Source organism: Reyranella massiliensis 521, from assembly GCF_000312425.1.
Classification (GTDB): domain Bacteria; phylum Pseudomonadota; class Alphaproteobacteria; order Reyranellales; family Reyranellaceae; genus Reyranella; species Reyranella massiliensis.
In genome coordinates, this window is the sequence record NZ_HE997181.1 from 4,797,036 (window position 1) to 4,809,692 (window position 12,657).

The window sequence follows — 12,657 nt, forward strand, 5'->3', positions numbered from 1 at the left end:
TTCAGCCGTCGACCTTGGCGCCCGACGCCTTGACGATCGGCGCCCAGACCGCGATTTCGCTGACGATGCGGTCATGCAGCCCCTTGGGAGCCATCGGCCAGGGATCGCTGCCGAGAGCCGCGAGCTTCTCCTTCACTTCGGGAGCCTCCAGAGCCTTGGTTCCGGCAGCGGCCAGCTTGTCGACAATCGGCTGAGGCACGCCGGCCGGCCCACCGAAGCCCATCCAGACCTCGACGACATAGTTCGGCACGAACTCGACGATGGCCGGCACGTCGGGGGCCGCCTTGCTGCGCTGGCGGCTGGTGACACCCAGCGCCCGCAGCTTGCCCGCCTGCACATGCGGCCAGCAGCTCGGCATGTTGTCGAACATGATTTGGGTCTGGCCCGCGATCAGGTCCTGCATCGCACCGGCGCTGCCCTTGTAAGGGACATGCACCATGTCGGTGCCGGTCCTCTGCTTGAACATCTCACCCGCGAGATGGATCGTCGTGCCCGAGCCGGACGAGGCCATGTTGTACTTGCCGGGGTTGGCCTTCAGGAGGGCGATCAGCTCCGGCACTGTCTTCGCCGGCAGGCTGGGATGCACGACCAGCATGTTGGGCCACATCGCCATGCCCGCCATCGGCGAGAAATCCTTCACCGGATCATAGGGCAGCTTCGAATAGAGCGCCGGCGCCATGGTGAACATGGACACCGTGATGAGGCCGACCGTGTAGCCGTCGGAAGCCGACTTGGCGATGGCATCGGTGCCGATCGTGCCGCCGCCGCCGGGCTTGTTGTCGATCATGACCTGTTGTCCCAGCAGCTCCGACATCCGGGCGGTGATGATGCGTGAGATATTGTCGGTCGCGCCACCCGGCGTCCACGGCACGACGAACTTGATCGGCTTGTTCGGATACGCGTCCTGCGCGCGCACCAGCGACGGCGCGAGAAGTGCGGCACCCGCACCGGCGAGCAAACGGCGACGATGAACAGATTTGTTGAACATGTTTCCTCCCAATCCCCGTTGACGCAAAGGCTAACAGCCGCTCGCCAGAGCGTCACGCCAATCGCTTGCCGTCCGCTCGCCACGCGGCTTAGTCTCTGCCGCCGCCGCACGGGAGAAAAGCGCCATGAACGAGAAAGTCGACGTCCTGATCATCGGTTCCGGGGCGTCGGGAGCCGCGGTGGCGTGGAGCCTCGCCGATACCAGGATGCGCATCCTCTGCCTGGAGCAGGGCGACTGGGTGAAGCCGACCGACTATCCCAGCAACGGCCGCGATTGGGAGGCGCGCCTGTTCGGCGACTTCGCCATCAATCCCAACCGGCGCGCCCGGGAGACCGACTATCCGATCAACGATGCCAACTCGCCGATCAAGGTGGTGAACTTCAACGGCGTCGGCGGCAGCACGATCATGTATACGGCGCACTATCCGCGCCTGCATCCCAGCGACTTCAAGGTGAAGACGCTCGACGGCGTCGCCGACGACTGGCCGATCGACTACCAGACGCTGGAACCGTTCTTCGCCGAGAACGACCGCATGACCGGCGTCTCCGGCCTCGCCGGCGATCCCGCCTATCCGGCCAAGCAGCCGCCCATGCCGCCGATTCCCCTCGGCAAGTCGGGCCAGCGCTTCGGCAAGGCGATGAACGAGCTCGGCTGGCACTGGTGGCCGTCGGACACCTCGATCGCCACGGTCGACTACGAAGGCCGCGGCCGCTGCCTCAACCTCGGCCACTGCACGCCGGGCTGTGCGCAAGGCGCCAAGGCCAGCACCGACATCACCTACTGGCCGTTGGCCCTGCGCGCCGGCGTCGAGCTGCGCACCCGCGCCCGCGTGCGCGAGATCACCGTCGACAACAACGGCATGGCGACCGGCGTCGTCTACTACGATGCCGAGGGCAAGGAGCAGTTCCAGGCGGCCGAGATGGTGATCGTCGCCTGCAACGGCGTCGGCACGCCGCGGCTGATGCTCAACTCGCAGTCGGGCAAGTTTCCCAACGGCATCGCCAATTCGAGCGGGCTCGTCGGCAAGAACCTGATGTTCCACCCCTATGCCTTCACCTACGGCTATGTCGACGAGCCGCTGGACGGCAACCACGGCCCACCGCTCTGCCTGTGGAGCCACGAGTTCTACGAGACCGACAAGGCGCGCGATTTCGTGCGCGGCTACATCTTTCAGTTCGGCCGCGGCATGGGCTCGATCGTCGAGGCCATCAGCAGCACAGCCGCCGGCCGCCTGCCCTGGGGCGAGGACCATCACAAGGTCTATCGCAGCCTGCTCAACCACCGAATCTATCTCGCGGGCATCTGCGAGGACCTGCCGGAAGAGCACAACCGCGTCACGCTCGATCCCGCACTGAAGGACTCCGACGGCATTCCCGCTCCGAAGATCGACTACACGCTGGGCGAAAACAGCCGGAAGATGCTGGAACACGCCCACTCCCGCGCCGAGGAGATCCTGAAGGAAGCCGGCGCCCACACCGTCTTCCGAGAACATGTGCCCAACAGCGGCTGGCACCTGCTCGGCACCGCGCGCATGGGCACCGATCCCGAACGCTCGGTGGTGAACGAATGGGGCCGCTGCCACGACGTGAAGAACCTGTTCATCGTCGACGGCAGCATCTGGGTCACGAGCGGCGGCGTGAACCCGACATCGACCATCCAGGCGCTGGCGCTCTACATTGCCGACGCGATCAAGCAGCGCCTCGCCAACGCGACCCTGTTCGAGTGAGCCACGCCATGATAGCCACGCCGCAGACCACCCTCACCGACGCCGAAAGCCGCGACCTGCGCGCGCTCGTCGGCCTGATGATCCCCGCCAGCACGACCTACAAGGTGCCCGGCGCCGACGACGACCTGATCTTTGCCGACATCCTCAGGAGCCTCGAACGCGACACCGACGATGTGCGCACGTCGCTGAAGCAACTCGCCACGATGAGCGGCGGCTCCTTCGCCGGCCTTTCCGCCGACCGCCGCGCCGAGGTCGCAGCCACTTTTAAGGACCAGGGCGGTGCGCCGCTGTTCGCGCTCAATCGCGTGGTGCTGCTCTGCTACTACCGCGACGACAGGGTCATGCGCTCGCTGGGCCAGGAACCGCGTTCACCGTTCCCGAAAGGCCATGTCGTCGAGCAGGGCGACTGGTCGCTGCTCGATCCCGTAAAGAAGCGCACGCCGATCTATCGCAAGGTGCCGTAGCGCCGCTCGCGCTCGGCCTGTCGCGGATTGTCCATCTCGACGGCGATGTGTTCGGGCACCCAGGCGTCGCGGCCCGGTACGTAGGCGCGGTTGTTCTGGCGCGGATTGCGGTTGACCAGCGGCCGCGCATACATCGGGTTGCGCAGGCTGCGGACCTCGTGCTCGATCTGGAACAGCGGGCGGTTGCCGTCGAGGTCGACGATCTGCTCGAAGCGATACTGGTGCTGGTTGCTTTCCTCGGTGATCAGACCGCGCTCCAGCAACGCACGGTGCGGACCCGAGAAATTCGCGACATAGACCTGGATGTGATGGCCGTCGTAGGCCGGCACTTCGGCTTCGGTCTCGCGGAAGACCAGCTCCTGCCCCATGCCGACCGAGACTCGGGCCGCCGGCGCGGCACCTGCTTCGTCGACGCGCGCCATGGTGCCGAAGGTGCGGCGGTAGAATTCGGCGATGGGTCCGGCGGCCCCCACCGGCACGTCGAACTCGACATAGGCCATGCCGAGGACCATCGCGTCGCCGGGCTTCGGATCGTGACAGAGGATCGTGTTGCCCCAGGGACAGGTCGTCTCGACATGATCGGCCTGCTCGACGAAGTCGAAGCGCGTGTCGCCCAGCGCCTTGCGCATATTGCCGAGGCGCCGCACCAGCGACTCGCGATCGTCGATCACCAGGCCGACGCGGCCGCGCAGGCGTTGCGCCGGCCCGCCCGTCGGCAGGTGGAACTGGCTGCGCCCGACATTGACCCACATATTGTCGGTGCTGGTCATCATGTAGGGGTCGCGCGTGAGGCCAAGCCCGCTGATATAGAACAGCGTCGCCAGCCCCTGATCCTCGACCCGGAGATTGACGTGCTCGAGGGCGACGATGTTGCCGACATCCTCGGCGGTGCGGTCGTAAGTCCTGCTCATGGTCAGCCTCCCTTGCCGCCGCTAGCCCCGTCCCATCGCCATGGCATGCAGGACCGTGCAATGCTGCACCAAGGTGGGATGCGCGGCGACGAACCGCTTCAGCGGCGTGTCGATGTCGTAGAACCAGATGTTGGCGACGAAGCCATAGATCGCGCAATCGACGCTGCCGGCTTTCGCGCCATGCACAAACCCGTCGGCGGGAACAAGGTCGGCCAGCACCCGCAGGTCGTCAAGGCCGCGGGCATAGGCTGCCTCCGGCGTGTAGCGGCCGATACCCTGGAAATGATAACGCTGAGCGTTGAACTCCTTCGCCTTGAGGAGGGCCGCTTCGGTCATCTGCGGGTGCTCGCGGCGAAAGGCGGCGAGGAAGGCCGGCCAGCAGCGCTCGTCCTTCCAGCGCGAATAGGACATCACCCAATAGAGATCGTCGAGCAGACGGGAGACCAGGAGGTTGGTGTCGCGCTGCTGTGCCGTCAGGCCCTCGTCGATCGCGGGACGATACTTGTGCGCGAGATGGGCGATGATGGCGTCGCTGTCGCCGATCGTCTCGTCCCCGTCGACGATGTAGGGGAGCTGGCCGCGCGGCGCGGCGGACGCGTCGAACAGATGCCGGTGGGTGAAGGCGATGCCGGCCAGCCTGAGCCAGGCATAGACCTTGAGACCGTAGCCGTTGTTGTCGGCAACGCCGAACAGCCCGGGATAGGAATAGAGCGTGATCACGCCCCAGCTCACCACTGGCCGAAGAAGATGCCGTGCTGGCGATGCTTGGCCGTGCGGGCATCGACATAGGCATCGTCGACCGTCACCCGTGTCTTGCGGGCCTTCAGCCAGGCCGCCAGCCGCGCCTCCATCTCGGCAAAGACATGGGCATAGTTGCCGTTGGCGCCGAGGTCGCGGCGCTCCTTCGGATCGTTCGCCAGGTCGAACAGCATGGGCCGGAAATCCTGCCACCAGACATACTTCCAGCGGTCGGTGCGGACCATGATGGCGCGGCACTCGGAAGGCCGCCGGTTCAGGATCTTGCGCGCCTCGCGGAAGGAATAGTCGAGTTCCGAGAAGACGGCGTCGCGCCACGTCTCGGTCTTCACGCCACGCAGCAGGGGCAGAAGCGAGCGGCCCTCGACGAGATGGTCGTTGGGCGGCTGGTCGAGCGCGGCGAGAATGGTGGGCACGACGTCGATGGCCTCGACAAAGCGCTCGTCGACCGTGCCGCGCGTCGCATCGGCGGCAGGATCGGGGTCGACCACGATGAAGGGCACGCGCAGCGCCTCCTCGTAGAACATCTCTTTCTCGCCCAGCCAGTGGTCGCCCAGGAAATCGCCGTGATCCGACGTGAATATGATCAAGGTATCGTCGAGCCGGCCCGAGGTCTTCATGTGTGCAAACAGGCGACCCAGCCAATCGTCGAGCTGCCGGATCAGGCCCATATAGGCCGGCCGCACGATGCCGGGCGCGTCGGGGCGGCTGAAGGAAACCGACTCTTCGTGCTCGCGATAGGCGGCCAGCACGGGATGTTCGCCGACCCGCTCCTGCTCGTCGCGATTCAGCGGCAGGCAATCCTTGGCACCGTACATATTGTGATAGGGCGCGGGCGCCATGTAGGGCCAATGCGGCTTCACGTAGCTCAGATGCAGGCACCAGGGCTTGTCGCCCATATCGTCCATGAAGCGCATGGCTTCGCGCGTCATGTAGGCGGTCTCGGAATGCTCCTCGGCAACCTTGGCCGGCAGATGGACATTGCGCATGTGCCAGCCCGAGAGCGTGGTGCCGTCGGGGCCGTCGGCGGCGATGACGTAATCCGTCCAGGGATCGTCGGAGTTGTAACCTTGCTGGCGAAGATAATCGCCATAGCCGCTCTCTTTGCCCGGCGGCGAATGGCCGTCATAGCGGTCGACCTCCTCGAAGCGGCCGGCGCGCAGCAGTGCGTCGAGCGCGGAACCACCTTCGATGCCGTAGCGTTCCAACGCTTCGAGGTCGGGCAGCACATGGGTCTTGCCGGCCAGCGCGACCTTGACGCCGGCGGGCGCAAGATAGTCGCCCAGGGTCTTCTCGCGCAGGGAGAGCGGCACGCGGTTCCAGGTGGCGCCGTGGCTCGTCACGTAGCGGCCGGTGTAGTAGCTCATGCGCGAGGGGCCGCAGACGCCGGACTGAACATAGGCCCGCGGGAAACGGACGCCGCGCCTGGCCAGCGAATCGATGGCCGGCGTCTTCAGATGCGGATGGCCGGCGCAGGAGAGATGATCCGCGCGCAACTGGTCGCACATGATGAAGAGAACGTTACGGACTTTGCCCACGCGACCAGTTCCTCCCGCCGTTTCGCCAAGCTTAGCAGAAAGTGCGTGCTAGACTGGAGGACATGACTGCAATCTCCTCCATCCGCGACATCCTCGATTTCTGGTTTCTGCCCCTTGGCCATCCCGACCATGGCAAGGAACGCGACATCTGGTTCGACAGCACGCCCGCCTTCGACGCCGAGATCGCCGAGCGTTTCAGCAGCCTCCTGGAACCGGCATGCGCCGGCGCCCTCGATCACTGGCGCGAGTCGCCGGACGGCGCACTGGCGCTTGCCCTGCTCTGCGATCAGTTCCCACGGAACATGTTCCGGCGCTCGGCCCGCGCTTTTTCAGGCGATGCCAAGGCGATCGAAACGGCGCGGATCGCGCTGGCTCGCTGCTATCCCGCGGCCTACCCGATCCCGATGCGCGTCTTCTTCTACGTGCCGTTCGAGCACAGTGAACAACTGGCCGACCAGGAGCTGAGCTGCGCCCTTTTCGCGACCCTGGGCCGGGAGGACTACGACAAGTACGCGATCTCCCACCGCGACATCATTGTCCGCTTCGGTCGCTTCCCGCACCGCAACGAGGTGTTGGGCCGCGCGTGCACGGAGTACGAGCTGGACTATCTCAAGACAGCCGATCGATTCGGGCAATGACGGCGCGGTAGATCTCCGCCATCTCCGCGCCGAAACAGCAGAAGATCACGCGCTCCGGCGCCGCCACCGCCATCACCTCGCGAACGGCGATCGCCGTCGCCGCTTCCTTTGGGTAGCCATAGACGCCCGTGGAAATGGCGGGAAAGGCAATGCTCGCGAGTCCGTGCGTCATCGCGAGAGCGAGGCTGTTGCGATAGCAACGCGCCAACAGGTCGGCTTCGGCAGCGGTGCCGCCGCGCCAGATCGGACCGACCGTGTGGATCACGTGCCGCGCCTTCAGCCGATAGCCGCTCGTGATCTTGGCTTCGCCCGTAGGGCAGCCACCCAGCGTACGGCATTCGGCGAGAAGCTCGGGCCCGGCGGCGCGGTGAATCGCGCCATCGACGCCACCGCCGCCCAGCAGGCTCTCGTTGGCGGCGTTCACGATGGCATCGACATCGAGGCGCGTGATGTCGCCCTCGATGATTTCGATGCCGCTCATTTCTTACCAGTAGCGAACGGGGCCGGTATCGAGATGGACGAAGCCGGAGCGCGGATAGAAGCCGACGCCGCCCATGTTCAGCGAACGCGCGGCCTGGCGGATCTGGAAGACGGGGACGCCGGGGAAGCGGATATCCATGGCATTGCCGTTCATGTGCTGGCTGTCGCGCGCCACGCCGCGGCTGACGCTGGCCAGCCAGGCATTGCTCGTGGGCGAGCGATAGGCCGACAGAACCTCGATCGAGCCGCCGAAGCCCACGATTCGCGTCGTGTGCCACAGCACGTCGAACAGCAGCGGGTCCATCTCGGTTTCTGCGCCTTCGCGGCTGTCGCGCAGGAAGTGATTGAGTTGGTTCAGCGCGTCGCGGTGATAGGCACCGTTCGACCAATAGGTGACCGAAATCTCTTCCTTGGTGTTGTAGTTTACCAGGCTGAGACTGCGCGGGCTTGCAAGGTCGAGTTCCGGCGGCGGCAGCTCCTGTTGCGGCGCGAAGCCGCCGTATCGGGACGCCCGAAGCTGTTGTGGCGTGACCGTGCGTTTCTGCTGGGCAGCCGGCTTCTGCTGCGCCGCGGCCCTCTGCACGTTCGTACTGGTCGCCCTGGTAGGAGCCGGCGCCTTGGCGCCGACGGGCGTCTTCTTAGAGGTGGCTGTAGTCCCGCGATGTGTGTCTGCGGGCTTGGTCTGGGCGGCGGCGGTTCCGGCAAATGCCAGTAACGCCGCCAAGCTCAACACTACGCTGCGCATCCCTGCCCCGAAGTTGTTGCATTTATGTCACAGACATAGATATCAGAGACTCATTCCCGACTCAAAGCGAATTTCTCGGTTTCTGGAAAGGGCTAGACCAACAACCTCACCTATCACGCAAAGTGTGGGACCGTTGCAGTCTGCCTTATTTGCCTGGCGTTCTATGTTCGCCAACGCACCGACCATGCGATGCTGCCGATCATGGTCCCCTTCTCGAGCGAGGCAACCGGCGCCGAAAACGACAGGCCACGTGCGACAAGCTGGCTTGGAATCATACTAAGCGTATTTACGCCCGTGTAAATGACGACCGTCTGCCGTGGCCGAGCACAAGGGGGGTCGCCGCCTTTCAGGCGCACGACGCGTCCCGCCTCGACGAGTTGCGGGTGTGATTGTCCTCGCGACTAAGGCGCCGATTCGACGAGCTTTCCGTCGGTCCACCGGCCCGACTGCATCTTGCCGGCTGCATCGGTAACCTGGCCGTAGCCGTTGCGCTTGCCGCCCTTGAAGCCGCCTTCATAGCGCTCGCGCTCGCCGACACGCTCGACGCCCGGACCTTCGAGCAGGTCGGCATGAAACTCGCCGCCCTGGACAGTGTTCGGATCGGTAAGTGTGCGACGGATGGCCAGCCCTTCGAGGCGGCCCGCGACGAAGTTGCCCTCCGCACGTTCGGTGCCCGGCTTTTCGCGCAAGCCAAGGCCCGTCGACTGGCCATCGCGCCATTGGCCGGAGTAACGCGTGTCGTCGGCAAGTCGCACGGTGCCGAGACCGTTCAGGCGGTCGTCGGCCCATTCGCCGGCCTGCCGTTCGCCGTTGCCGAGTTCGGCGACACCCAACCCCTGGCGCTTGCCGTTCGCGACCTGGCCGACATAACTCGCCCCGCCATCGTAGGTCAGGCGCTCGCTGTTCTCGAGATCGGGCCGCGCCGCACGAGCAGCCGCGATGCGCGCTTCGCCGGCCATTGCACGGGCAGCCTTGGCGGCTTCGTCGGCACGCTCGAACTGCGCCCGAGCCTCGGTAGCTGCCCGCTGCGCCTGGTCGGTCAGCGCCTTCTGCGCCGAACTGGCAGGGTTGGTCTGCGGAGTCGCTGGCGTCGGTGTAGGTGTGGGAGTGGGTGTTGGCGCCGGTGCCGGCATAACGGGTTGAGCCGCTTCGCTCGACTGGCCGATGGGAATTGGAGCCGGCTGCTCGGCTTGCGGCTCGACCTTGGGGGCGCCGGCAACCAGCTCGCGAATCTGAGGCTGGAAGTTCCACAATCCCACCGCAGCAATCGCAAGGAAGGCCAGGGTGAGCCCCATGCCGACACGCGACCGTCGCGCCGGCGGCTCCGTGCTCACAGTGCCTGCGCTCGGAAGAGGAAGAAGTTCATCGTTGTTGCGGCTGACGCCGCCGAGGCGGGGTCCATTCGATTGGGCCGCTTGAACGGCGCCAGGCAAGCGCTCGGTCGGTGCATCTTCGACGATGGGCAGCGCGGTGCCGAACAGAACACGCCAGGCTTCGATCGTCTGCGGCCGCTGGTCCGGTGCGAAGGCCAGTCCGCGATCAACCGCCGCCAGAAGAGACGAATCGAAGCGGTCAGCCTGGGTCACGGCGAGCGGCCGGTACGGATCTGTGCCGACCCGGCTCGCCGCATCGGGTGGCGGGAAGCCCGCAATAGCGTGATGCAGCACGGCGGCTGCCGAATAGATGTCGCTCCACGCGCCCTGCTTGCCGTCGAGCGCATACTGCTCGATCGGTGCGTATTGCGGCGTCAGAATTCCCGTGAGGGTACGCGTACGGCCGCCGATTGCATGCCGGGCCGCGCCGAAGTCGATCAGGATCGGCACGCCGTCGCGCCGCACGATGATGTTCGACGGCTTGATGTCGCGATGGAGAAAACCCTGAGCATGGACGGCACCGAGGCCCGCCAGCAAGCCGTCTGCCAAGCGGCGAACTTCGTCGGGCTGCATCCGGCGGTTCGGCTGGCGCAGGAGCTGCGCGACGCTGCTGCCGTCCTCGAACTCCATGACGGTATAGGCCGTGCCGTTGGCTTCGAAGTAGCGCAGCACCGGCACGATATGGACATGACGGAAGCGCGCCAATGCTCGCGCCTCGTCGAGGAAGCGCTCGCGGCCCCAGGCAAAGTCGTCGGCGAAACGTGACCCACGCGGCACGACCTGCCCGTCGGGGCGGCGCGTGGCGAACTCGACCGGCAGGTATTCCTTGATGGCGACGAACTTCGCGAGCTGCGTGTCGAACGCACGATAAGTAATGCCGAAGCCGCCGTGGCCGATCACCGCATCCAGGCGATAATCACCAAGTCGCGTGCCGACCGGCAGGGCTTGTTCATGTTCTGCTGTCATGGGCACGCGCAACCTTAGCCTCTAGATGCGCGTTCCCGAGCTCATACACAAGCGCCCTCAGCAGGTGCGGCTGCGACTACTGTGTGCTGACCGATCCAACCGCGGACACACGCATGACCGAATCGCGGGTTTCCGGCACGAATTGCATGATCATGACCAGCAAACAGAGGCAGATCGCCGTCAGCATGGTCGCGGGTCTGGTGTGTAGAAAGGGGCTAGGCGCAGGCGCCCGACGTTCGTCCGGCATGGCGGACCACTCCATTATTGCTTCAACAAAACAGCGCGGTTGGAACCCGGATGACCGGGCGGCCCGAAAATTGGACCAAACCTGCGGAAATATAGGCTTAAATATGGCGAAATCTCAATAAAAATCTTTTAATCACAATAACTTAATAGATCATGTGATGATTTCAGACGAACACACCATAGATCGTGGCTCGCAGCGAAACCGCGAGGTCGAAACATCGACCGCGAACTGACGCGCAAGGCAGAGTAGGATCGCCGGCATGAATGCACCTCTTTCTCGCGACAATGTTCGGACCCTGGTACTGACCGGCGCGAGCCGCGGCATCGGCCACGCAACGGTGAAGAAGTTCAGCGCCAACGGCTGGCGGGTCATCACCATTTCGCGCCAGCCCTTCAGCGCGCTCTGCCCCTGGCCGAGCGGCGGCGAGAACCATGTCCAGCTCGATCTCGCCGATCCGGTCGATATCGGCCGCGGCATCGAGCAGATCCGCACGCGGCTTGCCGGTGGAAAGCTCGATGCGCTCGTGAACAATGCAGCGATCTCGCCCAAGGGGCCGGGCGGCTCGCGGCTCGGCGCCATCGACACGCCGTTCGATCTCTGGCGCCAGGTCTTCAACGTCAATTTCTTCGCGCCCGTCGCTCTGGCGCGCGGCCTGATGAACGAGCTGTCGGCCGCAAAGGGCTGCGTGGTCAACGTCACGTCGATTGCCGGCAGCCGCGTGCATCCCTTCGCGGGTTCGGCTTATGCCACGTCGAAGGCGGCGCTTGCGGCACTCACCCGCGAGATGAGCCACGATTTCGGGCCGCGCGGCATTCGCGTGAATGCGATCGCGCCGGGCGAGATCGACACGGCGATCCTGTCGCCAGGCACCGAGAAGATCGTCGAGGAGCAGATCCCGATGCGCCGCCTCGGCACACCGGACGAAGTCGCCGACGTGATCCACTTCCTCTGCGAAAAGGGATCGAGCTACGTTTCCGGCGCCGAGATCCAGATCAACGGCGGCCAGCACGTTTAGGAGTTCGCCATGGACACGATGACCACTCTCAAAGGCGAAACCGGCCGCGACGCACGGCGCCGCATCCGCGCTGGCGGTCACCGACTGCCGACATCGGGCATGGCGCCGGGCTACGTGCAGGGCAACCTCGCAATTCTCCCGAAGGAGCTTGCCGCGGATTTTACGCGCTTCTGCATGCTCAACCCCAAGCCCTGTCCCCTGCTCGGCCAGTCCGAGCCCGGCGACTGGCGCCTGCCGATGCTCGGCGAAGATCTCGACATCCGTACCGACATCCCGCTCTACCGCGTCTGGAAGAAGGGCGAGCTGATCGAGGAAGTGACCGATCTCAAGAAGGTGTGGCGCGACGATCTCGTCTCCTTCGTGCTGGGCTGCTCCTTCTCCTTCGAGGAAGCGCTGATCGAGAACGGGCTGGAGCTGCGGCACCAGTCCTGCAACAGCAACGTCCCGATGTTCCGCACCAACATCGAATGCGCGCCGGCCGGACCGTTCCACGGGCCGATGGTCGTCTCCATGCGGCCCTTCAAGCCGGCGGATGCGATCCGCGCGGTGCAAGTGACGACGCGCTTTCCCTCGGTACACGGCGCGCCCGTGCATCTCGGCAAGCCCGAGATGATCGGCATCAAGGACATCGCCAAGCCCGACTACGGCGACGGCGTGCCGGTGCACGACGACGAGCTGCCGGTCTTCTGGGCCTGCGGTGTCACTCCGCAGTCGGTCGTGGCGACGGTGAAGCCAGAGTTCTGCATCACCCACGCCCCAGGCCACATGCTGGTGACCGACCTGCTGAACTCGCGCCTCGCCGTTCTCTGA

General features: G+C 65.2%; 12 protein-coding genes. 5 read left to right on the top strand and 7 right to left on the bottom strand.

The annotated features are described in order from the left end of the window. Position 1 precedes the first annotated feature (1 nt). The gene (locus tag BN60_RS23435; RefSeq protein WP_020698607.1) at positions 2–988 is read right to left on the bottom strand and encodes a Bug family tripartite tricarboxylate transporter substrate binding protein; all 987 of its coding nucleotides are present in this window, start codon (positions 986–988) and stop codon (positions 2–4) included. Between the two features lie 124 nt (positions 989–1,112). Between BN60_RS23435 and BN60_RS23440 the strand changes: the two genes are divergently transcribed. Together BN60_RS23440 and BN60_RS23445 are read left to right on the top strand one after the other, a co-directional pair. Next, positions 1,113–2,714 carry a GMC family oxidoreductase gene (locus BN60_RS23440; protein ID WP_020698608.1) on the top strand — a complete coding sequence of 534 codons (1,602 nt, stop codon included), beginning with the start codon at positions 1,113–1,115 and terminating at the stop codon, positions 2,712–2,714. 8 nt (positions 2,715–2,722) lie between these two features. Beyond that, positions 2,723–3,178, top strand: a complete 456-nt coding sequence (locus BN60_RS23445; RefSeq protein ID WP_020698609.1) for a hypothetical protein — start codon at positions 2,723–2,725, stop codon at positions 3,176–3,178. On the opposite strand, the gene BN60_RS23450 is transcribed toward BN60_RS23445, so the two are convergent. The 3 genes from BN60_RS23450 to BN60_RS23460 are packed head-to-tail and all read right to left on the bottom strand — an operon-like array spanning position 3,160 to position 6,383. After that, complete coding sequence (locus BN60_RS23450; RefSeq protein WP_020698610.1) at positions 3,160–4,089, bottom strand: VOC family protein; 930 nt, start codon at positions 4,087–4,089, stop codon at positions 3,160–3,162. The genes BN60_RS23445 and BN60_RS23450 overlap by 19 nt on opposite strands. Positions 4,090–4,110: 21 nt before the next feature. Beyond that, positions 4,111–4,809: a glutathione S-transferase family protein gene (locus BN60_RS23455; protein ID WP_043286586.1), complete on the bottom strand. Its 699-nt coding sequence runs from the start codon at positions 4,807–4,809 to the stop codon at positions 4,111–4,113. An 8-nt stretch (positions 4,810–4,817) separates the two neighbouring features. After that, positions 4,818–6,383, bottom strand: coding sequence for a sulfatase-like hydrolase/transferase (locus BN60_RS23460; RefSeq protein ID WP_020698612.1), 1,566 nt, complete (start codon positions 6,381–6,383; stop codon positions 4,818–4,820). A 62-nt stretch (positions 6,384–6,445) separates the two neighbouring features. On the opposite strand from BN60_RS23460, the gene BN60_RS23465 reads away from it, so the two are divergent. Further along, positions 6,446–7,021 carry a DUF924 family protein gene (locus BN60_RS23465; protein WP_020698613.1) on the top strand — a complete coding sequence of 192 codons (576 nt, stop codon included), beginning with the start codon at positions 6,446–6,448 and terminating at the stop codon, positions 7,019–7,021. Here BN60_RS23465 and BN60_RS23470 read toward each other — a convergent pair. From BN60_RS23470 to BN60_RS29215, 3 genes are all read right to left on the bottom strand, one after another. Continuing rightward, the gene (locus BN60_RS23470; RefSeq protein WP_020698614.1) at positions 6,993–7,502 is read right to left on the bottom strand and encodes an O-acetyl-ADP-ribose deacetylase; all 510 of its coding nucleotides are present in this window, start codon (positions 7,500–7,502) and stop codon (positions 6,993–6,995) included. The two genes, BN60_RS23465 and BN60_RS23470, sit on opposite strands and share 29 nt — an antisense overlap. Before the next feature lie 3 nt (positions 7,503–7,505). Then, the gene (locus tag BN60_RS23475) at positions 7,506–8,084 is read right to left on the bottom strand and encodes a peptidoglycan L,D-endopeptidase MepK (RefSeq protein WP_020698615.1); all 579 of its coding nucleotides are present in this window, start codon (positions 8,082–8,084) and stop codon (positions 7,506–7,508) included. Between the two features lie 563 nt (positions 8,085–8,647). After that, entirely contained in the window at positions 8,648–10,585 is a 1,938-nt protein-coding gene (locus BN60_RS29215; RefSeq protein ID WP_051150177.1) for a protein kinase domain-containing protein, read from the bottom strand. A 506-nt stretch (positions 10,586–11,091) separates the two neighbouring features. On the opposite strand from BN60_RS29215, the gene BN60_RS23490 reads away from it, so the two are divergent. Both BN60_RS23490 and BN60_RS23495 read left to right on the top strand, forming a co-directional pair. Then, complete coding sequence (locus tag BN60_RS23490; RefSeq protein ID WP_020698617.1) at positions 11,092–11,847, top strand: SDR family NAD(P)-dependent oxidoreductase; 756 nt, start codon at positions 11,092–11,094, stop codon at positions 11,845–11,847. A 9-nt stretch (positions 11,848–11,856) separates the two neighbouring features. After that, positions 11,857–12,657, top strand: a complete 801-nt coding sequence (locus tag BN60_RS23495) for a putative hydro-lyase (protein WP_020698618.1) — start codon at positions 11,857–11,859, stop codon at positions 12,655–12,657.